This is a genomic window from Pseudomonas sp. S10E 269 (assembly GCF_002798465.1).
Lineage (GTDB): Bacteria > Pseudomonadota > Gammaproteobacteria > Pseudomonadales > Pseudomonadaceae > Aquipseudomonas > Aquipseudomonas pergaminensis.
The window spans coordinates 3456231-3478646 of record NZ_PHIJ01000001.1 but is presented as its reverse complement, the minus strand read 5'-3'; the positions used below and the strand labels follow the sequence as shown (position 1 = coordinate 3478646).

At 60.0% G+C, this 22416-nt stretch carries 15 protein-coding genes; 6 read left to right on the top strand and 9 right to left on the bottom strand.

Features of this window, described 5'->3' with window-relative positions; translation table 11 throughout:
* Window positions 1-169: 169 nt before the first annotated feature.
* Complete coding sequence (gene mltF, locus CWC48_RS16150) at window positions 170-1630, top strand: membrane-bound lytic murein transglycosylase MltF (RefSeq protein ID WP_078050084.1); 1461 nt, start codon at window positions 170-172, stop codon at window positions 1628-1630.
* Between the two features lie 136 nt (window positions 1631-1766).
* Here mltF and CWC48_RS16145 read toward each other — a convergent pair whose 3' ends face one another.
* The 5 genes from CWC48_RS16145 to treP form a co-directional block, all read right to left on the bottom strand.
* A complete protein-coding gene (locus CWC48_RS16145) occupies window positions 1767-2045 on the bottom strand; it encodes a PTS transporter subunit EIIB (RefSeq protein WP_100492193.1) in 279 nt (92 codons plus the stop codon).
* A 2-nt stretch (window positions 2046-2047) separates the two neighbouring features.
* Window positions 2048-4564, bottom strand: coding sequence for a phosphoenolpyruvate--protein phosphotransferase (gene ptsP, locus CWC48_RS16140; protein ID WP_100492192.1), 2517 nt, complete (start codon window positions 4562-4564; stop codon window positions 2048-2050).
* Window positions 4565-4744: 180 nt separating this feature from the next.
* Window positions 4745-5965 carry a carbohydrate porin gene (locus tag CWC48_RS16135; RefSeq protein WP_099494241.1) on the bottom strand — a complete coding sequence of 407 codons (1221 nt, stop codon included), beginning with the start codon at window positions 5963-5965 and terminating at the stop codon, window positions 4745-4747.
* 152 nt (window positions 5966-6117) lie between these two features.
* Window positions 6118-7764 (bottom strand): alpha,alpha-phosphotrehalase, encoded by a 1647-nt coding sequence (treC, locus tag CWC48_RS16130; protein WP_100492191.1) that lies wholly within the window; start codon window positions 7762-7764, stop codon window positions 6118-6120.
* A 107-nt stretch (window positions 7765-7871) separates the two neighbouring features.
* Window positions 7872-9314 (bottom strand): PTS system trehalose-specific EIIBC component, encoded by a 1443-nt coding sequence (gene treP, locus CWC48_RS16125; protein WP_100492190.1) that lies wholly within the window; start codon window positions 9312-9314, stop codon window positions 7872-7874.
* Window positions 9315-9552: 238 nt separating this feature from the next.
* Between treP and treR the strand changes: the two genes are divergently transcribed.
* Window positions 9553-10257 (top strand): trehalose operon repressor, encoded by a 705-nt coding sequence (treR, locus tag CWC48_RS16120; RefSeq protein ID WP_100492189.1) that lies wholly within the window; start codon window positions 9553-9555, stop codon window positions 10255-10257.
* Window positions 10258-10455: 198 nt separating this feature from the next.
* On the opposite strand, the gene guaA is transcribed toward treR, so the two are convergent.
* From guaA to CWC48_RS16095, 4 genes are all read right to left on the bottom strand, one after another.
* A complete protein-coding gene (guaA, locus tag CWC48_RS16110) occupies window positions 10456-12033 on the bottom strand; it encodes a glutamine-hydrolyzing GMP synthase (protein WP_028617834.1) in 1578 nt (525 codons plus the stop codon).
* 80 nt (window positions 12034-12113) lie between these two features.
* Window positions 12114-13583, bottom strand: a complete 1470-nt coding sequence (gene guaB, locus CWC48_RS16105; RefSeq protein ID WP_038446326.1) for an IMP dehydrogenase — start codon at window positions 13581-13583, stop codon at window positions 12114-12116.
* 217 nt (window positions 13584-13800) lie between these two features.
* Window positions 13801-14349: a sugar ABC transporter ATPase gene (locus CWC48_RS16100; protein ID WP_100492188.1), complete on the bottom strand. Its 549-nt coding sequence runs from the start codon at window positions 14347-14349 to the stop codon at window positions 13801-13803.
* Between the two features lie 137 nt (window positions 14350-14486).
* Window positions 14487-15254 (bottom strand): sulfite exporter TauE/SafE family protein, encoded by a 768-nt coding sequence (locus tag CWC48_RS16095; RefSeq protein ID WP_100492187.1) that lies wholly within the window; start codon window positions 15252-15254, stop codon window positions 14487-14489.
* Between the two features lie 99 nt (window positions 15255-15353).
* Here CWC48_RS16095 and CWC48_RS16090 point away from each other — a divergent pair, with 99 nt between their 5' ends.
* The 4 genes from CWC48_RS16090 to CWC48_RS16075 all read left to right on the top strand — a co-directional run bounded on the left by CWC48_RS16090 (window position 15354) and on the right by CWC48_RS16075 (window position 22082).
* On the top strand, window positions 15354-16244 hold the full coding sequence (locus tag CWC48_RS16090) for a LysR family transcriptional regulator (RefSeq protein ID WP_078050093.1): 891 nt from the start codon (window positions 15354-15356) through the stop codon (window positions 16242-16244).
* Window positions 16245-16274: 30 nt separating this feature from the next.
* Entirely contained in the window at window positions 16275-17654 is a 1380-nt protein-coding gene (gene xseA / locus CWC48_RS16085) for an exodeoxyribonuclease VII large subunit (RefSeq protein ID WP_078050094.1), read from the top strand.
* Window positions 17655-17657: 3 nt separating this feature from the next.
* A complete protein-coding gene (locus CWC48_RS16080) occupies window positions 17658-18479 on the top strand; it encodes a M23 family metallopeptidase (protein ID WP_025859266.1) in 822 nt (273 codons plus the stop codon).
* A 177-nt stretch (window positions 18480-18656) separates the two neighbouring features.
* Window positions 18657-22082: a membrane-targeted effector domain-containing toxin gene (locus CWC48_RS16075; RefSeq protein ID WP_157806826.1), complete on the top strand. Its 3426-nt coding sequence runs from the start codon at window positions 18657-18659 to the stop codon at window positions 22080-22082.
* Window positions 22083-22416: the final 334 nt, after the last annotated feature.

Below are 22416 nucleotides of genomic sequence, written 5' to 3'. Positions count from 1 at the left end.
ACGCCCCTTTCGTGGAGGCGGGCAGGCCATTCGGCGCAGTTATTTTAACCGTCACAATCCCTCGGCAAGCCGCGTTTCTGCGGGCTGCAGCACAGTTTTTCGGGTGCTAGCAGACAACTCCCACGCTGTCGAGATATGGCGCCGTGGGCCGTTTGCGTATACTGCGCAGATGTTCTCCCCAACTGCTTTGCGCCCGCGATGCGCCAAATGGCTCATCGCCACCGGACTCTTCCTGATGCTCAGCGCCTGTGTTGATAAACCCAGCACGCTCGAGCGAATCAAGGAGGATGGCGTATTGCGGGTGGTCACCCGGAACAGCCCGGCGACTTATTTCCAGGACCGCAACGGTGAAACCGGTTTCGAATACGAGCTGGTCAAGCGCTTCGCCGACGACTTGGGTGTGAAGCTGGAGATCGAGACCGCCGACAACCTCGATGACCTGTTCGGCCAGTTGGGCAAGCCCAACGGCCCGGTCCTTGCGGCGGCCGGCCTGGTCAGCAGCGAACAGCGCCAGCAGCAAGTGCGTTTCTCCCACCCTTATCTAGAAGTCACCCCGCAGATCATCTACCGCAATGGCCAGTCCCGACCGACCAATGCGGCGGACCTGGTGGGCAAGAAGATCATGGTACTCAAGGGCAGCACCCACGCCGAGCAACTGGCGGCGCTGAAAAAGCAGAATCCTGCGATTGAATACGAAGAATCCGACGCCGTTGAGGTGGTCGACCTGCTGCGCATGGTGGACGAAGGGCAAATCGACCTGACCCTGGTGGACTCCAACGAAGTGGCAATGAACCAGGTGTACTTCCCCAACGTGCGCGTGGCGTTCGACCTGGGCAACGCCAGCAACCAGAGCTGGGCAGTGGCCGCCGGCGAAGACAACAGCCTGCTTAACGAGATCAACAGTTACCTGGATAAAGTCGAGAAGAACGGCACGTTGCAGCGTCTGAAAGACCGCTACTACGGCCATGTCGACGTGCTCGGCTATGTGGGCGCCTACACCTTTGCCCAGCACCTGCAGCAGCGTTTGCCCAAGTACGAGAAACACTTCCGCGCCTATGCCAAGGAAGAAAAGGTCGATTGGCGCCTGTTGGCGGCCATCGGCTATCAGGAGTCACTGTGGCAGCCGGCCGTCACCTCCAAGACCGGCGTGCGCGGCTTGATGATGCTGACCCAGAACACTGCCCAGGCGATGGGTGTGTCCAACCGCCTGGACCCCAAGCAAAGCATCATGGGCGGCGCCAAGTACCTGGCCAAGATCAAGGATGAACTGGACGACAGCATCGCCGAGCCGGACCGCACCTGGTTTGCCCTCGCCGCCTACAACGTCGGCACCGGCCACCTGGACGACGCACGCAACCTGGCCAAGCGCGAAGGCCTGAACCCGAACAAGTGGCTGGACGTGAAGAAGATGCTGCCACGCCTGTCGCAGAAGCAGTGGTACAGCAAGACCCGCTACGGCTACGCCCGCGGTGGGGAGCCGGTGCACTTTGTGGCAAACATCCGCCGCTACTACGACATCCTCACATGGGTGACCCAGCCGCAGTTGGAGGGCAACCAGGTGGTCGAAGGCAACTTGCATGTGCCGGGTGTGGACAAGACCAAGCCGCCGGAAGATAACCCGCAGTTGTAAGACACACTCCCAAACACCCTAAGACTAATGTGGGAGCGGGCTTGCTCGCGAATGCGGTGAGTCAGTCGCTACACAGTCTGACTGATACACCGCATTCGCGAGCAAGCCCGCTCCCACATTTGGATCTTCACTAGGCTTAAAGGCCGGTGAGTAGATGCACCACTCCGCCCGTCAGCACCATCACACCTGGCACCCCCGCTGCCTTTAACGCCGTAGCATCCACCTTCGCCACATCCTGCAACTGCACCCTCACCCGCGTCAGCGCCACACGCTGCTGCGACTTGAGGTTATCCGCCCCACCCAACGCGTTCAGCACCTCGGCCAACAACAGGCTCTGCGTCGGCGCAGTGACCGTCTCGGCGATCAAATCCGGCGTCAGGGCTTTCCAGAACGCCCGCTGCAATTTCTCGAACATGCTCAAAGCTCCACGACAGGTGAGGTTTCAACAGTGGCCGCGTGATATTGGCGCAGGGCCTCACGCACTTGGGCGGCTTCTTCCAGGCCCAGTACCTGGCGGGCGATGATCTGGCAGTCGGCCAGGTCCAGCTCGCGCACGGTGGCCTTGATGGTGGGGATCAACGGCACGCTGACCGACAACTCATCCACCCCCAAGCCGATCAACACCGGCACGGCCAGCGCTTCGGAGGCCAACGCGCCGCACACGCCCACCCACTTGCCATGGGCATGGGCGGCCTTGACCGTGGTGGCGATCAGGCGCAGCACCGCCGGGTGGAAGCTGTCGGCCTGGCTGGCCAGGCGCGGGTGGTCGCGGTCCATGGCCAGGGTGTATTGGGTCAGGTCATTGGTGCCGATGGAGAAGAAGTCCACATGGGGCGCGAACACGTCCGCCATCAGCGCCGCCGAGGGCACCTCAATCATGATGCCCAGCTTCGGCAACTCGGTGAGCCCCAGCGCCAGCGCTTCCTCTTCAAGAATCTTGCGCGCCAGGTGCAGCTCCGACAGCAGGCTGACCATCGGCAACATGATGTGCAGCCGCGCAAAACCGGCACTGGCGAGGATCGCACGGAACTGTTCGCGCAGCAGTTGCGGGCGCTCAAGGCACAGGCGGATGCCGCGCAAGCCGAGGAACGGGTTGGTCTCGGCGTCCATGGGCACATAGGCCAGCGGCTTGTCGCCACCGACGTCAAGGGTGCGCACCACCAGGTTGCGCCCCAGGCCCAGGGCACGGGCGATCGCGGTGTAGGTGCCGGCTTGTTCCTCGGGGCTTGGTGCGCGGTTGCGGTCCAGGTAGAGAAACTCCGAACGCAACAGGCCAACCCCTTCGCCGCCGAGGGTCAGGGCGTGCTCGACTTCCTGCAACGAGGCTACGTTGGCGGTCACTTCGACGTGATGGCCGTCGCGGGTGGTGGCCGGTAGAGACGCCTGCGCCACATCGCGCTGATGGCGCAGCACCTGGTGTTTGCGGGCGGCCTCCAACTGTTCGATCTCGGCCAGGTTCGGCTCCAGGTGCAGCTCGCCTTTGTCGGCGTCGAGCAGCACCTGTTTGCCGTTGGCCAGCGCCAGCACCTGGGCGGGCACGCCGCAGATAGCCGGCAGGCCAAGGGCTCGGGCCAGAATCGCGACATGGCTGGTCGCACCGCCGCCGACCGTGACAAACCCCAGGACTTTGCGGGTATCCAGGCTGGCGGTCTGCGAAGGGGTCAGTTGCTCGGCGATCAGGATCGCGCGCTCCGGCAAGTCCCAGGCGCTGTCCTGGACCCCCAGTATCAGTTTCAGCACACGCTGGCCGACGTCCGCCAGGTCGGCCGCACGTTCGGCCAGCAGGGCATTGCCTGAACCCTGGAACAGGTCGGCCGTCGCAACCGTGGCACTGTTCCAGGCAAAGGCGGCGCTCTTGCCCTCATCCAGCAGGCTGTGGGCTTGTTCGAGCAAGGTCGGGTCTTCGAGCAACTCCTGATGCGCGCGGAAAATCTCCGCCTGGGCGCTGCCGGCAGCCGTGTCTTGCAGGGTTTGCAGCGCTGCGGTGGCAGCCACCAGGCCACGCGCCAGGGCGGCACGTTCAGACGCTTCATCCGTGCCGTGTTCAGGGATGACCCACTCGGGCTCGATCACTTGCACGACTTGGCCAAACGCCGAACCCGGTGAGGCGCAGACGCCTTTAAGCAACGTCGCCGACAACACCATCGCGACCGGCTCGGCAACGTTCGTCACTGCCTCGCCACAGCCTTCGGCCAACAAGGCAACCAACGCCTGGATCGCCGCCTCGGCATCGGCGCCCGCCGCACTCACTTGCAGGGTGTCGCCCTGCACGGTCTGCAACGCCATGATCGCCACCAGCGACTTGGCATTGGCGCTCTGGGTTTGCTTGTGCAGGTAGATGCTGGCCTTGAAACCCTTCGCCGCCTGGGCGAATACCGCCGCCGGGCGGGCATGCAGGCCGTTGGCATTGGGCAAGGTCAGTGGCTTGGAGAACAGTGCCTCGCCCTCCTCCTCAACCATCGCCTCGGCGGTTTCACGGGGGACTAACTGCAACAGCGGCTGGCCAGCGTCCACAAGACCGCTCGCCAATACGGTAAAGGGTTCGCCGCTGACCACCAGCATCAAGGTCAGCAAACTGCGCGCATGGATAGCCACGTAGTCAGCATCGAACTCGATCAGCGCCTGTCCGGCCTCCACCCGCTGGCCTTCCTGCACCAACCGGGTGAAGCCCTGGCCCGCCAGGTTCACGGTGTCCAGGCCGATATGCAGCAGCACCTGGACGCCGTTGTCATCGGTCACGCTGACCGCATGCCCGCTGTCCTGGATATTGCTGATCACCCCGGCCAGCGGCGCGCACAAGGTCTGCGAGGTCGGGTCGATGCACAGGCCGTCGCCGATCACGCGGCTGGAAAATACCGGGTCGGGGACCTTGTCCAGTGCCAGCAGCACACCGGATAGGGGCGCCAGCAATTCCAGGGGTTTAGATGGGGTCATGACTTCACCTGCTGTTTTGTTCTGTAAAAATCATTGGGTGATGCAACCCCAAGATGACGACGATCCAATGTGGAAGCTGGCTTGCCTGCAATAGCATCGCCTCGGTGTTACTGAAAGACCGAGTCGCCCGCATCGCAGGCAAGCCAGCTCCCACGCAAAGCGCATTCACATGAGTTCGCGCTATTTCCACCAATATTCGACCTGCACGCCAACATTCGACCCATGCCGCGCCGTGCCATAGGAGCCGGTATCAGACAACGCCGACCCCGCCGCCAATTCATTCGCCGCACGTTTGGCCGCTTCGTTCCAGGTTGCATAGGTGTAGTACAAGCGCACCTCCGGTCGCGCCCAGAATTCCGGGCCTTTGGGTGACCAGGTCGGGGCGAAGGTAAATTTGCTCAGTTTGCGTGTACCGCCGGTGGCGTCGACCTGATCATGCCCAAGTTCGGTGACCAGTTTGAACTGCTCGCTGATGGCATACGCCGGGCGCACACCGATGGACATCCAGGTCTGGTCCTGGCTGCCAGGGCGAATGTCTTTCTGGTACACCGCCTCGACCTGCCCACCAAAACGCGGCGTCACCTGCCAGTCGAAAAACTCCACGGCACGGTAACTTTTGCTGCTGTTGTCCAGGAAGGTATTGCCGGTGTAGCCCAGGCCGGTGCCGGGGCCTTCGCCGTACTGCAAGGCGAACTTGTTCTTGCCGCCCAGGAAAGGTTTTTGCACGTGCTGCGCAGTAATCGCCCAGCCGCTGTTGGTGTCACGCCCGCCGGCTTTTTCGATGTAGCTCAGGCCCAGTTCCAGCTCGCCGCCAGGGTTGGTCTTGAAGCCCGCGACGTTGAAGTCGTGACGGGTGGCGTATTCCTTCTGGTACAGGTTGTCCTTGCGCGAAATCGCGTAGCTGTATTTGAGGTCGCCGATCAGCACGTCCTCGATACCACCGCCCGTGGCGCTCTGGTTCCAGTAGTAGAAATCGGAGATATGGATGTCGTTACGTTTGTAGTAACGCCGACCGGCCCATACCGAACCGCCATTGAGCGCGGGCAGGTTGGACCACTGCGCATACATCTGCGGCATGCGCGCGGTACCGTTATTCTCGCCTTGGAACTTCAGCTCGCGGTCGTATTTGTTATAGAGCGACGCCATTGCATCGACGCTGAGCACCGAGCCGTCGTCCAGGGTGAGCAGGTCTTGGCGCAGCTCCAGTTCGGCGTATTGTTCGCATTCGTTACCCAGGCGGTATTTGGTTTGCGCCCCCGGCAGTTGGAAACATTGCTGTGGGCCGCTACCGGTTGAAGTACCCGCGCCGCTGCGCAGGTAACCGGCAAATTCCAGTGCTTGAGCGCCAAAGGGCAAGCCCAGGCAAGACGCAACGAGGCCCAGCTTTATTGTTGTTCTCATGAAACGCTCCTTTTATTTTTATTGTTTTCTTACTTTTTTGCTCGACACGATCCGTTGTAGGCGCCGGTTTGCCGGCGATAGCAGTCCGCAGGGCGATAGCGGTCTTGAGGGCGCTATCGCCGGCAATCCGGCTCTTACAGGGGCGCGTTGTTTCAGTCTTTCAGGTGCAGGACGAAGGACTCATAGGGGCGCAGTGCGACGGTGGCGGTGCGTTGCGGGCAGTCGGGGTAGTTGCTGATCAGCAGGCGCTGCTCGCTGGCCGAGTTGATGACGTCGTCCGGCAGCTGGATTTCGCACGGCGTGCCGTAGAAGTTGTTCAGCACCAGCAGGCGCTCGCCGTGGCCTTCACGCAGGTACGCCCAGACCTGCAAATGGTCTTGCAACAGCTGGCGATAAACGCCTTCCTGGATCAGCGGCTCATGGCGGCGCAACGCGATCAGCGCACGGTAGTGATGCAGCACGGAATCCGGGTCGTCCAACTGGCTCTCGACATTGATCTGTGCCGCATTGGCCGGGATTCCGATCCACGGCTCACCCCTGCTGAAACCCGCATTCGCCCCGGCAGTCCACTGCATCGGCGTGCGGCCGTTGTCGCGGGATTTCTGCATGATCGCGGCCATGCTCGACGCCTCGGACTCACCCGCATCGCGCTTGAGCCGGAAGATGTTCAGGGTCTCTACATCGCGGTACTGCTCGATCCTGTCGAAGCCAGGATTGGTCATGCCCAGCTCTTCGCCCTGGTACACAAACGGCGTGCCCTGGAGGAAGTGCAGCGCGGTCGCCAGCATCTTGGCCGAGACCACCCGATGCTCACCGTCATTGCCGAAGCGCGAGACCACCCGTGGCTGGTCGTGGTTACACCAGAACAGCGCGTTCCAGCCGCCACCGGCCTGCATGCCCAGTTGCCAGTCGGAGAAAATCTGCTTGAGCTGCAAGAAGTCGAAGTCGGCCTTCACCCACTTCTGCAGGTTCGGGTAATCGACTTTCAGGTGATGAAAGTTGAAGGTCATCGACAGCTCTTTCGACTCTGGCCGTGAGTAGCGGATGCAGTGTTCGAGGCTGGTGGACGACATCTCGCCGACGTTGATCAGGTCATGCCCTTCGAACACTTCGCGGTGCATTTCCTGCAGGTATTCGTGCACGTTCGGGCCATCGGTGTAGAAGCGCCGACCGTCGCTGGCGTCTTCGGGGAAATCGGCAGGCTTGGAGATCAGGTTGATCACGTCCAGGCGGAAACCGCCCACGCCTTTGTCGCGCCAGAAGCGCATCAGCTTGAACACCTCGGCACGCACCTTGGGGTTGTCCCAATTCAGGTCGGCCTGGGTGTGGTCGAACAGGTGCAGGAAGTACTGCCCGGTTTGCGCCTCGTATTCCCAGGCCGAGCCGCCGAACTTGGATTCCCAGTTATTCGGCTGGTCGCGCCAGATGTAGAAGTCGCGGTACGGGTTATCGAGGCTGCTGCGCGCCTGCTGGAACCACTCGTGTTCGATGGAGGTGTGGTTGACCACGATATCCAGCATCAGCTTGATGCCACGCTTGGCCGCTTCGCTGATCAGCAAGTCGCAGTCGGCCATGGTCCCGTAGCTGGGGTCGATGGCGTAGTAGTCGCTGATGTCGTAGCCGTTGTCGCGCTGCGGCGAGCGCAGGAACGGCGTAATCCACAGGCAGTCGACGCCCAGCCATTTGAGGTAGTCGAGTTTGTCCACGATGCCCAGCAGGTCACCGGTGGCGTTACCCGCGTGGCTGTGGAAGCTTTTGGGGTAGATCTGGTAGATCACCGAGTGTTGCCAGTCTTGCATGGTGGGTTCCTTCAGTTGATTTGTGTACAGGCCTCTCGGGCCTCATCGCGGGCAAGCCCGGGACGCGTTTCAAATGTGGGAGCTGGCTTGCCTGCGATGGCGTCGGGTCAGGCGACCCTGTACCCAGGCCGAACAATCTTCATGCTCAACGCACAGGTCAAAACAAACGGCACCACCATCGCGATGACCATGCCAATCACAAACACCGCGATGGATTGCGGCACAATCGAGATAAACCCAGGCAAGCCTCCCACCCCGATGGCCGAGGCCTGCACCTTGTTCAGCGCGAGGAAAATGCTGCCCAATCCCGAGCCCACCAAGGCCGCATAGAACGGAAACTTGAAACGCAAATTCACCCCGAACATCGCCGGCTCAGTAATGCCGAAGTAAGCCGAAATCGCCGAGGTCGACGCCATGCTTTTATCCCGCGCATTGCGGGTCATGTAGAACACCGCAAGCGCAGCGCTGCCCTGGGCCAGGTTGGACATGACGATCATCGGCCAGATAAAGGTGCCGCCCTGAGTAGAAATAAGCTGCAGGTCCACGGCGAGGAACATGTGGTGCATGCCGGTGATCACCAGCGGTGCATACAGCAGGCCGAAAATCGCCCCGCCGACCATGGGTGCCAGGTCAAACAGCGTGACCACGCCTTCGGTGATCAGGATGCCGAGATGACGGGTCACCGGGCCAATGATTGCCAGGGCCAGCACACCCGTGACGACGATGGTGGTGATCGGTACGACGAGCAGTTGAATCGCGTTGGGCACCCGCGCCCGCAGCCATTTTTCGATCACGCTCATCACGTAGGCTGCCATCAGGATCGGCAGGATCTGCCCCTGGTAGCCCACCTTCTCAATCTGGAACCAACCGAAAATATCGAAGTACGGCAGACTCTGGCCGTCGAGACCGGCGACTGCCTTGCCGTAGTTCCAGGCGTTGAGCAGGTCCGGGTGCACCAGCATCAGGCCGAGCACGATGCCGAGGATTTCGCTGCCGCCAAAACGCTTGGCCGCCGACCAGCCCACCAATGCCGGCAGGAACACAAACGAGGTGTTGGCCATCAGGTTGATCAGGCTCCACAGGCCATCCAGGTTCGGATACGCCTCCAGCAACGTCTTGCCCTCGATGAACATGCCCTTGGCGCCCATCAGGTTGTTCACGCCCATCAACAGGCCGGCGATGATCAACGCGGGCAGGATCGGCATGAACACATCGGAGAACACCCGCACCAGGCGCTGCATTGCGTTGGTCTTGTCGGCGCCCTTCTTCTTCACGTCAGCGATGGTGGCGGCGGCGAGGCCGGTCTGTTCGCGCAGGGCGGCATAGACCTTTTCCACTTCGCCGGGGCCGATCACCACTTGGAACAGGCCGCCGGTGAAGAACGAGCCCTTGACCAGATCCACCTGGTTCAGCGCACTGCTGTTGACCAGGCTCGGATCCTTGAGCGCCAGGCGCAGGCGGGTGACGCAATGGGCAGCTTGCTCAAGGTTGTCGCTGCCCCCGAGGTTCTCGAGAATCTCGCGGGCAATCGTCGAATAGTCGTGGCTCATGCTTGGTTTCCACTTTGATTTTTTTATTTGGGGGCAGTCATTGGCAGCACGCCGAAGGCAAAAGTACTCGTCTGTACGAGTTAAAGCAACAACTCGTCTGTACGAGTTACATTTTGTTTATTTTTTGTAGGACAGCGCATCGCTACAAGCCGCATAAATCCAAGGGTCTAATGGACAAACCCCCGCTCTGCCACTAAGGTTCCTGCCTTGACCGCAACCCCGGCAAAGAGCCATCCCCATGAGCAAATACAACCAGATCTATACGGATCTGCTTGCCAGCATCACCACCGAACGCCTGCAGCGCGGCACACGCCTTCCCTCCGAAACCGAATTGATGGACAGCTACCAGGCCAGCCGAGGCACCGTGCGTCGGGCCATCGAGCAGTTGCAGGAGCGTGGGTTTGCGCAAAAGATCCACGGCAAGGGCACCTTCGTGTTGTCGCCCAACCCGATCGAGTTCCAACTGGGCGGCATCGTCAGCTTCCACGAAACCCACGCCGACCTCGGCGATGACGTACGCACCGAAGTGGTCGAATTCACTCAATTGCCACTGGAAGGCTCACTGCTGCAACACATCGAAGCCGACCCCGGCACCCTGATCACCCGCATCAAACGGGTACGGCGCATCGGCGGCAAACGGGTGATCCTCGACATCAACCACTTCGTGGCCGACGTGATCCCCGGCCTGGATCGCGCGATTGCCGAGCAGTCGATCTACGCGTTTATCGAGCAGACCTTGCAACTGCAAATTGCCTACGCGCAACGCACCATCGAAGCCCTGCCGCGCAGCAAGGACGACCAGACACACCTCGACCTCGAAGGTCAGAGCCATGTGATCGTGGTGAGCAACCAGACATTTTTGCAGGATGGACGGCAGTTCGAGTACACCGAGTCGCGGCATACGTTGGATAAGTTTTACTTTTCGGATATTGCGCGGCGTTGAGCAGCCTGACGCGCCCACTGTAGGAGCCGGCTTGCCGGCGATGGCATCCTTGAACCCGCCACATCATTCATGGGCCTCATCGCTGGCAAGCCAGCTCCTACAGAGAATCGGGGTGATCCATTTACCGTATTCCATAAACACAAAACCCCGGCACTTGGCCGGGGTTTTGTTATTCAACGTTCACCTGCTACCGCAGGATCACTCCCACTCAATCGTCGCCGGCGGCTTGCTCGACACGTCGTAAGTCACGCGCGAAATACCTTCGATCTCATTGATGATACGGCCGCTGACAGTTTCCAGCAGTTCGTATGGCAGGTGTGCCCAGCGAGCGGTCATGAAGTCGATGGTTTCCACCGCACGCAGGGCCACGACCCAGGCGTAACGACGGCCATCGCCTACTACACCAACAGATTTCACCGGCTGGAAGACCACGAATGCCTGGCTGACTTTGTGGTACCAGTCGGCCTTGCGCAGTTCTTCGATGAAGATGTGGTCGGCGCGACGCAGCAGGTCGGCGTATTCCTTTTTCACTTCACCGAGGATCCGCACGCCCAGGCCCGGGCCTGGGAATGGGTGGCGGTAGACCATGTCGTACGGCAGGCCGAGTTCCAGGCCCAGACGGCGGACTTCGTCCTTGAACAGTTCGCGCAGCGGCTCTACCAGCTTGAGGTTCATTTCCTCAGGCAGGCCACCCACGTTGTGGTGGGACTTGATCACGTGGGCCTTGCCGCTCTTGGCGCCGGCCGACTCGATCACGTCAGGGTAGATGGTGCCCTGGGCGAGGAACTTGATGTTGTCCAGTTTGTTGGACTGGGCATCGAAGACGTCGATGAAGGTGCGACCGATGATCTTGCGCTTCTTCTCTGGGTCGGACTCGCCGGCCAGGTTGTTGAGGAATTGGTCCTCGGCGTTGGCGCGGATCACCTTGACGCCCATGTTCTCGGCGAACATGGCCATCACTTGCTCGCCTTCGTGCAGGCGCAGCAGGCCGTTGTCGACGAAGACGCAGGTCAGTTGGTCGCCAATGGCTTTGTGCAGCAGCGCGGCAACCACGGAGGAGTCAACGCCGCCGGACAGGCCGAGCAGGACGTTGTCGGTGCCGACCTGGGCGCGCACCTGGGCGATGGCGTCTTCAGCAATCTTCGACGGGGTCCACAGGGCTTCACACTCGCAGATGTCGAGGATGAAGCGCGACAGGATGCGGCCGCCTTGCTTGGTGTGGGTCACTTCCGGGTGGAACTGCACGCCGTAGTAGCGGCGCTCGTCGCTGAACATGCCGGCGATCGGGCAGCTCGGGGTGCTGGCCAGGATGTGGAAGTCTTCCGGCATCTTGGTGACCTTGTCACCGTGGCTCATCCACACATCGAGGCCGAACAGGCCGTCGGCGTCGACGTGGTCTTCGATGCCGTCCAGCAGGCGGCTCTTGCCGACCACGTCTACACGGGCATAACCGAATTCACGCAGCTCGGAACCTTCAACTTTGCCGCCCAGTTGCTCGGCCATGGTCTGCATGCCGTAGCAGATGCCGAAGACCGGTACACCCAGGTCGAATACGGCTTGCGGGCAGCGTGGGCTGTTGGCTTCGTGCACGGACTCGGGGCCACCGGCGAGGATGACGCCTTTCGGTGCGAATTCGCGGATCGCTTCGTCGTCCATGTCGAACGGATGCAGTTCGCAGTACACGCCGATTTCACGCACGCGGCGGGCGATCAGTTGGGTGTACTGGGAACCGAAATCGAGGATCAGGATGCGGTGGGCGTGAATGTCGAGGGCCATGAAGTCAGTCTCGTCTAATGAATCAGAAACAACTCGGGGCTGAAGAACAGCCCCGGTTACTTAACATTTTGCTGGAAGCATCAACCTACACGGTAGTTTGGCGCTTCCTTGGTGATCTGCACGTCGTGGACATGGGATTCAGCCATGCCGGCGCCGGTGATCCGTACGAACTCTGGCTTGGTGCGCATTTCTTCGATGTCGGCGCTGCCGGTGTAGCCCATCGAGGAACGCAGGCCGCCCATCAGTTGATGGATGATCGCGCTCAGGGTGCCTTTGTACGGCACGCGGCCTTCGATGCCTTCCGGAACGAGCTTCTCGGCGCCTGCCGAGGAGTCCTGGAAGTAGCGGTCGGAAGAGCCTTGCGCCTGGGACATGGCGCCCAGCGAACCCATGCCACGGTAAGCCTTGTAGGAACGACCCTGGAACAGTTCGATCTCGCCTGGCGCTTCTTCAGTACCGGCGAACATCGAGCCCATCATCACGCAGGAAGCACCGGCTACGATGGCCTTGGACAGGTCACCGGAGAAACGGATGCCGCCGTCGGCGATCAACGGTACGCCAGTGCCTTCAAGGGCTGCGGCGACGTTGGCGATGGCGCTGATTTGCGGCACGCCCACACCCGCTACGATACGGGTGGTGCAGATCGAGCCCGGGCCGATACCGACCTTGACCGCATCCGCGCCCGCTTCGGCCAGGGCCTTGGCGGCAGCGCCGGTGGCGATGTTGCCGCCGATCACCTGTACGTCAGGGAAGTTCTGCTTGACCCAACGCACGCGGTCGATCACGCCTTTGGAGTGACCGTGGGCAGTGTCGACCACCACCACGTCAACACCGGCAGCGACCAGGGCCGAAACGCGGTCGCCGGTGTCTTTACCGGTACCGACCGCAGCGCCCACGCGCAGACGACCTTGGTCATCCTTGCTGGCCAGCGGGTAAGCCTTGGCTTTTTCGATGTCGTTGACGGTCATCATGCCTTTGAGGGCGAATTTCTCGTCGACGATCAGCACGCGCTCGATGCGGTGCTTGTGCAGCAGTTCGCGCACATCGTTCTTGTCGGCGCCTTCCTTGACCGTGACCAGACGCTCTTTAGGCGTCATCACTTCACGGACGGTGACTTCAAGACGGTTCTCGAAACGCACGTCACGGGAAGTGACGATGCCGACCAGGTCGCCATCGTGCAGTACCGGAACGCCGGAGATGTTGTGCAGGCGGGTCAGGTCGAACAGGTCGCGCACGGTAGCGTCGGCTTCGATGGTGATTGGATCTTTCACCACACCGGCTTCGTAACGCTTGACCTTGCGCACTTCGGCAGCTTGCTGCTCGATGGTCATGTTCTTGTGGATGATGCCGATGCCGCCTTCCTGGGCCATGGCGATGGCCAGGCGGGCTTCGGTGACGGTGTCCATGGCAGCGGAAACCAGAGGAATATTCAGCTCGATGCCACGGGTTAGGCGGGTCTTGAGACTGACTTCGTTAGGAAGCACCTCGGAATAACCGGGCACGAGGAGAATGTCGTCGAATGTCAGAGCTTCTTGGCTGATACGCAGCATCGCGGGGGCTCCCGAGCGGGAAAATGGAAGCGCGCCATTATATACATGCACCCTGTCGGGCTCAATGTAAAACTCTGACAAACTTGGTAATACTGATAGATGGAGAAAAACAGCCACTGTAGGAGCCGGCTTGCCGGCGATGAAGTGTTTGAGCCTTGCGCTCGACCATCGGGCGCCATCGCCGGCAAGCCGGGCTCCAGAGTTGCACGGCGGTGGTTTAGAGTTCGACTTTGACCCAGCTCATTTTCTGATCGAGCCAATCGGCAAATTCATCGATAAAGCTCTGTTTGAAGCCCGCCTCCGCCCAGTTGTTGAAGATGAAACCCAAGTTGGAAAACCCGCATTCCTGCAGGAACAGGAAGCCGTTGATGTCGTCTTCATGCCCACACAGCGGGCAGATGAAGTTATCGGTGTGGCCGGGCATCCAGTCTTCCAGGCTTTCGAACAGTGCTTCGCCGACTTCCTTGAGGCACTCCGGGCAGCCGGCCTCTTCGAGAAAGCCCTTGGCCGGCGTGTAGATGCAGCGCTTGTAGATGATCTCCAGGCCGTTGATCGGCTCATTGAACGGCAACGCCTCTGGGTGCAGCACCACCGCGCGAGCACCGTCGGCCAGGGCATAGCCCATGCGATTGCCGGTGCGGCCGCAGGTGGTCAGCTCTTCCTTGATGATGTTCTTGCGCACCAGCCAGCGCACGATCGCCCGCGCGCGGGGTTCATGGACAGGCAAGGTGGAGATTTTCGGGACAAGGATGCTTTGGGAATTCATGGGAGTCCTGCGGTGTGGCCACTGGCGCCATCGCCGGCAAGCCTGGCTCCCACAGTTGATTGCATTCCAATGTGGGAGCCGGGCTTGCCCGCGATGAGGCCCTGAAGGCTGGCAGCTTAATCCCTGCCCCACACAGGTCAAGTACTCAAATACCGCCCAATCAACGCAATCCCACTGGCCAACACCAACCACGTCACCAACCGCACAAACGCCTCACGCGACATACGCATCGTCAAACTGCGCCCACACCACAGCCCCAGGGCCATCGCCGGCAACAGGCACAGCGCCAACATCAGCAGCGGCAGGTCCGCATACACCCCGGCAATCAGGAACAGGCTCAAGCGCACCACCGTGCTGCAACTGATCAACGCACTCTGGGTTGCACGCGCCGCCTCCTTGGGCAGGCGGCTGTTCAGGTAGATCGCATATAAAAAGCCACCACTGCCAAACAGCGCCCCGAACAACCCGCCCACCGTGCCCATCGGAATCGACCACCCCGCCTCCAGCTGCGCGGGCCGCGCCTTCACTGCCAGGCTGTAGATCGCGTAGGCGCTAATAAACAGCCCCATCAATAGCAGCAACAAATCCGAGTGCAGATTGAGCAAAAACACCACACCCAGCGTGCAACCGATGGCCATGCACGGTAGCAATCGCAGCAGCTCCGGTTTGTTCACGTCCCGCCGCGATTGCAGCAGGTTGCCAAACGCCGCGACAAAATCCAGCAACACCAGCAACGGGATGATCTTCGACAGCGGCATGAACAGGATGAGGATCGGCCCGGCGACCAGCGCGGTGCCGAAACCAGCGATGCCAAACACGACATAGGCGACCGCCACGCCCACACCGATCACCAGCCAATCCACACCACCAAACGACCACTGACTCAACAGCTCAAGCGGGCTCATGGGAAATTCCTTGTTAGAGATGGCCATCACTTTAGCCATCGGCGAGGGATGCGACTAATATCTTCAAAGCCCTCCACCCATCTCGAAAAGGCATGACGCGTGATCTCTACCCGCCAACTGCGCTACTTCGTCGAAATCGCCGACAGCGGCAGTTTCAGTGCCGCTGCCGAGCGCCTGTTTGTGGCGCAATCGGCCCTGAGCCGGCAGATCAAGGAGCTGGAAACCCAACTGCAAACCCCGTTGTTCGAACGCACCGCACGTCAACCACGCCTCACCGCTGCCGGCGAAGCCTTTTATCCGCGAGCCCGCAACCTGCTGAGCGAACTACTCAAGGCCAGCGAGATGGCGACTCAAGTAGGCAATGGCGAGCTCGGCACGCTGCGCTTGAGCCATTCAAGCACCGTGCCCATGAGCGGCCTGTTGCTGCAGGGTATCAGCACCTGGCTGGAGCGTTGCCCTGGGGTGTCGATGGATATCGCCAAACTGTCTTCCGAAGCGCAACTGGAAGAAATCGCCGACGGTCGCCTGGAAGTCGGGGTGTTGCGCTTGCCCGTGTTGCGCCAGCGCGAGGGCGTGCGGGTCGTGCCTCTATACAGCGAGCAACTGCTGCTGGCCGTGCCGCCGAATCATGCGCTGGCGCGCAGTCAGATACCCATCGAGCTGGAGCAATTGCGCGACGAAGCGTTTATCTCGATCCCTCACCCCCAGCGTGGCGGCCTCAGTTATTTGTCAGCCGAGTTGTGCATGCGTGCGGGATTTTTCCCCAAGGCTGCACGGGTGATGTCACGCAAGACCACCCAGTTGCAGTTGATCCAGGCCGGCTTCGGCATTGCCTTGTTACCAAAATCCATGCAGGACATTGCGCCAGCCAACGTGCACTTTTTGCCCCTGGCCGACCCGGACTGCCTTAGCACCGTGGCCCTGGCCTGCGCACAGGCGCCGAGCGCGCTGGTGGAGCAATTCTGCCAAACCTTGCGCGAATGCCTATAAACTGCCGACCATGATTAAAGATCGCCTCTCATGATTAAAGACCCGTTTGCCCGCCTGGGCCTGGACCGCGAAGTCCTGACTGTCAGCCAGCTCAACGGCCGCGCGCGGGTGTTGCTGGAAGACGTGTTCACCAATATCTGGGTCGAAGGCGAGATCTCCAACCTCGCCCGTCCGGCCTCTGGCCATGTGTACTTCACCCTCAAGGACAGCGGCGCACAGGTGCGTTGCGCACTGTTTCGCAACAATGCTGCGCGCGTGCGGCAGGCACTCAAAGATGGCCTGGCCGTGAAAGTGCGCGGCAAGGTCTCGTTGTTCGAGGGCCGTGGCGACTACCAGTTGATCCTCGATACCGTGGAGCCCGCCGGTGATGGAGCGCTGCGTCTCGCGTTCGATGCCCTGAAGGAAAAGCTCAGCGCCGAAGGCCTGTTCAGTGCCGAACGCAAAGTGCCGCTGCCAGCGCACCCTCGGCGCATTGGCATTATCAGCTCACCGACCGGTGCGGTGATCCGCGACATCATCAGCGTGTTCCGCCGTCGAGCGCCGAACATTGAACTGACACTGATCCCCACGGCCGTGCAGGGTCGCGAAGCCATCCCCCAGATTGTGCGGGCGTTGAAACTGGCGGATGCGCGCGGCTTCGATGCACTGATCCTGGCCCGTGGCGGCGGCTCACTGGAAGACCTCTGGTGCTTCAACGAAGAAGCCGTGGCCCGAGCGGTGGATGCATGCATTACGCCGATCGTCAGTGCTGTCGGTCATGAAACCGATGTGTCGATCAGCGACTTCGTAGCGGACGTTCGCGCCCCTACCCCCTCCGCCGCGGCTGAATTGCTCGCGCCAGACGCCAGCCACCTGGTGCGCCAGGTCGAAAACCTGCACCGCCGCCTGGTGATGCTGATGCGCAACCGCCTGAGCCACGACCGCCTGCGCCTGGAGGGCATGGCCCGGCGCCTGCGTCACCCCGGCGAACGCCTGCGCCAACAGGCCCAGCGCCTGGATGACCTGGACATGCGCATGCGCCGCGCGTTTGAGCGCAGCCTCAATACCCGGCGCGAACGCCTGATCCGCTTGGAAACCCGCCTCGCCGGCCAGCACCCTGGGCGTCAACTGGCCCTGTTGCGCCAGCGCCTGGAGAGCCTCGCCGAACGCCTGCCCCGCGCCATGCGCGAAGGCCTCAAGGCCCGGCGCCTGCAACTGCAGAGCCAGGTGCAGACGCTGCAGGTGGTCAGCCCGCTGGCGACCTTGGGCCGCGGCTACAGCATCCTGCTGGACGAGCGCGGCCAAGCGATTCGCAATGCCGCGCAAACCCACACCGGCCAGCGCTTGACCGCGCGCCTCGGTGAAGGCCAATTGCAAGTGCGGGTGGAAGACAACCACCTGACACCCGTCACCCTTTCGTTATTGGATTGATTGATGCCACGTTTATTTAGCCTGCTGATGTTGTTTTGCCTCGCCTTCAACGCCAACGCCGACAGCTACATCACCCGCACCTTGAACAAACCGGTGCCGGGTGGCGTTGCCGTGGTTGAGCTGGGCCCCGCAGCAGCGGCGCCAAAAGCCACCTATCAGGGCAAGCCGGTGCTGGTGGTGAAAGAGGCGGACAACTGGCTGGCGATTGTCGGTATTCCATTGACGGTCAAGCCAGGCAACGAACGCATCAGCAGCGGCGGGCGCAACCTGCCGTTTATCGTTGGCTACAAGAAGTACCCGGAACAACGCATCACCCTGAAAAACAAAAGCCAGGTAAACCCCGACCCGGCGCAGCTCAAGCGCATCGAAGCGGAGCTGGCGGTGCAGATCAAGGCCTACCGCAGTTTCAGCCCGAACCTGCCGAGCAACCTGGTGCTGGACAAGCCGGTGAACGGGCCGCTGTCGAGCAAATTCGGTGTGCGTCGCTTCTTCAACGGTGAAGAGCGCAACCCCCATTCAGGCCTGGACTTCGCCGTGCCAGCCGGTACCCCTATCAAGACCCCGGCGAACGGCAAGGTGATTCTGGTCGGCAACTACTTCTTCAACGGCAACACGGTGTTCGTCGACCATGGCCAGGGCTTCATCAGCATGTTCTGCCACATGTCGAAGATCGACGTGAAAGTCGGCCAGCAACTGGCGCGCGGAGCCGTGGTGGGCAAGGTCGGTTCGACAGGCCGTGCGACCGGGCCGCACATGCACTGGAACGTCAGCCTGAACGACGCACGGGTCGACCCGGCGATCTTTATCGGCGCATTTCAGCCCTGAAGCAGCACTTCCCGACAAACAACCCACAGTGCCGTTTTCAAAGGCACGCACGCAGGGCCAGATAACACCCAGTGACACAATCGCTGGAATCAAATGCTCGGTTTTCAGAACGTATAGGGTGCCACGGCTGACAGGGAGTGCCATGCAGCCATCATTCAACTTTTGAGAACCGAAAGCATGCAGCTATCTGCCACTCAAAGACGATCACCGCACGTTGAACAGGGAAATCAGTCCCCCGCTGAACCCCATATCAAATCACGCACGCTACCTGCCTCACAGCTCAAGTCCAGCGCAGCAACGAACCCCCATGAAACAGAATTGCTCAAGGCTTACCTTTCGGCCATACAGGGCCCCACGCTGGACACCCCCTCCGAAATTGTAAACGTGCCCCTGCAGAGCACGCTGGGCCAATGGCTAGCGCTGTATCGAGCACAAATAGAGCATCCTGTCGTTCAACGCTGGCAAAACGAGCAAAACATCGATCAGTCCGCCCTGCTTACCATCAACCCAACAACTGGTGCGTTAACAGCCCAGGTGGGCAAAGAAAAGAAACATTTCGCTCTCACGGACATGTCCGGATGGGGACAGGTCTCGGCTCCGCTCCTGGCAGCCGCCAGGGTCATCGCACCCGGCAACGTTGATGAGCTTCAGGTGCAATTCGGGACTGGCTCAATACACGTCAACGTAGCAGTGGTCTCAAATTTCCAGGGCGAACCTCCCCCAAAGACCCTGGCCCAAACCCGGGCATTGATAAGGCGCCTGAACCAGAACCAAGCGTTTGACCCCATTCCCAACGACGACCGCCTACGCCCGGCCAGTAGCCGCTCGGCACAAGCCCTAGAACAGCACAAACAAAACGCCGCCAAGTTCTACATCAGCGCACCTCAAGCACTGACTTACAAGCGCCTGGCAATCGATGTGGCCAACACGCTGCCTGACGTACGGGCTGAAGCCAAGAAATGGGCAGAAAGCCTTATCTTCCAGTTGACCGGCAAGCACGTGGATGCCGACACGATTTACTTAAATCGGTTCAAGAGTTCAAGCACGCCGCTCAGCCAGGAAACCGCCACAGTGACCGGTTGGGAGCATCCAAATGAGGAACCCTATTCGTCACTGCGCCTACCGGACGCACTGTTGAAGAACTTCTCCGAGCATGACTGGGATCCTGGCAGCCTGGACCTGGAAGCCGGTCTCTACATGGACGGTTCCGGTAAAAGTCAAAAGGGTGGATACGGTTCTTACAACCAGTTCCCTCTGGCACCTTCCTCTGTGATGCACGCGAGTTGGAAAACCGACTTTCAGGCTCAGATGAGCAAAAAAATAGACACATTTTGGAAAGACCACTTGAATGACTATGAGGTAGCGCTCAAAGGAGAGTTCGTTTTTCAGGCCCGCAAGCAACTGAAAGCGTTTGAGCGCAAATCACCCGCAGAGCAAGCCCTTCAAGCGCCTGAGCATCGTTTCACCCGGGACGATTATCGAATGGTGATGGCAGCGGCGCCCCACTTGCCACTGGATGAAAATGCACCACTGACCGTCGAACAACTGGAGGCCAAGGCCCCCGTAAAAGGCAACGTTCAAGTCCATGCGCTAGATATCGGTGGTTTTCCGTCGAGCGATATTCTGCGATTTACCGATCTTGGCAACCACCAGCAAATTCTCTACATACCAGGCGCCGAACCGGCCTTTCTCAAGTTTGCCTCTGTCGAAGCGCTGGATCAGTGGATCGCAGAGCAGACCAAGAACGTAAAAAAAAGCCAGGCCCTGCTTGCCCACTTCCCACTGATCACCCGGCAGAACCACGAACCCAGCACTCTGGAATATATCGGGAGGGCGCTCGCGCCAGAGGCCTCGTTGTTCCTGAAGTTATTCATTGGCTTGCCCAACAAGGTTGAGGGGCTCGACTCCATCTTCCAAAAACTGTCCACGGATAAACTGGAGCCCGGCGCAGCCGAGCACAGCTCGCTGCACAAAATCGAGGGAGATGCTTTTGCCAGCATCGCGAATGCAAGCAAAGTCCGCATGGCCAGTGATGCCGATAGCGTCATCAAGTCTAATAGTGAGGTCACACGCGACACCTGGCTCAACGACGTGACCGTAGCTGCGGGCTTACTGGCCAAACTTGCGCCCATCGCCGCACCGGTTGCTGCCGCGGCGGTAGTGACAGGCTTGACGGAATTGACACTGGGCGCGGAAAAAGAATATTCCGGGGACACCGAGGCAGAACGCAAAGACGGAGCATCCAAGGCATTCGATGGTTTGCTCAATACACTGTTCGGTGTAGGCACAATGGCGCCACTGAAAGATTCGTTCATTTCTCCTGAAGAAAAACCACTTGCCCCGATACCAGGCGAAAGCCCTCGGATCGTCAAGCCGGAGGCAAACCGACTACGCCCCAGCCACGTAGGCAATATCAGCCAGTATGCAGTAGCCGACGGTGAGCAATTGATTGAAAACGCTCCGTGCAACGCGAAGGGCATCTATCAGGTCAAGGATGGAACAACTGGGGAGGATCACTGGTTCATCCGCTTTACCGACACGACCGGCGTTCGCCAGGTGTATGAGATCAAGGGCAATTTCAAACTCAGCAATGAGTATGTGCAGATCATTCAAAGAGAAACGGGCAAGCCCGTGATGACGGTGTATTCCACTGCCGAGGGAGAGTGGCGAGTAAATGAAATACTTGGGGGTAAGCGACATCGGGGCAGGACCTTACCCCCCGAGCACGACACTTACATGAATCGGATTCTCTCGGGCAATGCGGCCCGTGACTTCAACGGTGATCCAGCCGTAACCGGGCAGATCCGGCGGTGGTTCAGACGCGACATGGACATTTACTACATCGATCTGGAAACGAATGGGATGCCGGCCCGTCCTTCGCTTCCCGTAATGACCATCAACAGTACACCGGAGTCGGCCATTCGACGCACGTTATCGCAACCCGGTGTGCGTGGGCTGGTACTGGGAGAAATACATGACGAACCTGCGGCGTATCAATTGGTCATTGATCAAATGCAGAAGTTCAAGGACAGCGGCGTCACCATTATTTACGTTGAAGGTGCACCCTTTATCCAGGGTTCGTCGAACATCGCAGACGCGGCGCTGCTCCCATCAGATGCACCCAATTTTGGTCAACACGTCTACAACCCGGACTACACGGGTGGCCCTACGCTGGTAGACATCATCAATGAAGCAGACAAGCATGGGATAAAGGTCATTGGGCTTGAGCACCAGCAATTGACGTGGCGCACAGACAACCCGATGAAAATGAATTTGTTCACGCACCCTCGGGGAGCGGAATTCCGACTGAAGGAGTTCAACTACCACGCAGCAAAGATCATCGAACAAACACCACCCGGCGAAAAATTCGTGGCCATCGTAGGGAAAGACCATATGAATACCTATGACGGTGTCCCCGGCATCGCAGAGCAGACCGGCGGGGTAGGAATGTCCGTGACGCCCTCGCTCAAAGGCAGCTCCAGTATCGTAAGCCAGCCCCCTAATACACCTCCACCAACGCTGAAATTCCTGCGTGGCACCAGTATCCCCGAGCCTTACGGTGATATTCATGTGGATTACAATATCGACGCACTGACCTATTGACGCGGACGCGTTATCCGGGGCCCACAGCGCATACGCTGCGGGCCAACCGATTGCGCAAAGCCAGATCAGCAGCGCAACAAATCACCATAAATACAAAACAAACAACAACAAAAACCAATAAAACGGTAAAAATAGGAAATTATCTCAATTTTTTTTCGTAACTTGCCATCTTTCCCCCACACGGTTAGGGTTGAGCTTATGAAAACCTCTCACACCCTCATTCAGCTCCGCCAGCACCGCAGCCTGTGCCTTGTCAGCGCACGACTGCCAGGCTGAATCGATCTGCCTCGTCTTTACGTTTTATCCCTAAAAACAGTCATACGGCAGGCCGCCT

Coding starts and splice junctions, on each gene's coding strand:
- mltF (WP_078050084.1), top strand. CDS start 170: ATGTTCTCCCCAACTGCTTTGCGCCCGCGATGCGCCAAATGGCTCATC.
- CWC48_RS16145 (WP_100492193.1), bottom strand. CDS start 2,045: ATGTTCGAGAAATTGCAGCGGGCGTTCTGGAAAGCCCTGACGCCGGAT.
- ptsP (WP_100492192.1), bottom strand. CDS start 4,564: ATGACCCCATCTAAACCCCTGGAATTGCTGGCGCCCCTATCCGGTGTG.
- CWC48_RS16135 (WP_099494241.1), bottom strand. CDS start 5,965: ATGAGAACAACAATAAAGCTGGGCCTCGTTGCGTCTTGCCTGGGCTTG.
- treC (WP_100492191.1), bottom strand. CDS start 7,764: ATGCAAGACTGGCAACACTCGGTGATCTACCAGATCTACCCCAAAAGC.
- treP (WP_100492190.1), bottom strand. CDS start 9,314: ATGAGCCACGACTATTCGACGATTGCCCGCGAGATTCTCGAGAACCTC.
- treR (WP_100492189.1), top strand. CDS start 9,553: ATGAGCAAATACAACCAGATCTATACGGATCTGCTTGCCAGCATCACC.
- guaA (WP_028617834.1), bottom strand. CDS start 12,033: ATGGCCCTCGACATTCACGCCCACCGCATCCTGATCCTCGATTTCGGT.
- guaB (WP_038446326.1), bottom strand. CDS start 13,583: ATGCTGCGTATCAGCCAAGAAGCTCTGACATTCGACGACATTCTCCTC.
- CWC48_RS16100 (WP_100492188.1), bottom strand. CDS start 14,349: ATGAATTCCCAAAGCATCCTTGTCCCGAAAATCTCCACCTTGCCTGTC.
- CWC48_RS16095 (WP_100492187.1), bottom strand. CDS start 15,254: ATGAGCCCGCTTGAGCTGTTGAGTCAGTGGTCGTTTGGTGGTGTGGAT.
- xseA (WP_078050094.1), top strand. CDS start 16,275: ATGATTAAAGACCCGTTTGCCCGCCTGGGCCTGGACCGCGAAGTCCTG.
- CWC48_RS16080 (WP_025859266.1), top strand. CDS start 17,658: ATGCCACGTTTATTTAGCCTGCTGATGTTGTTTTGCCTCGCCTTCAAC.
- CWC48_RS16075 (WP_157806826.1), top strand. CDS start 18,657: ATGCAGCTATCTGCCACTCAAAGACGATCACCGCACGTTGAACAGGGA.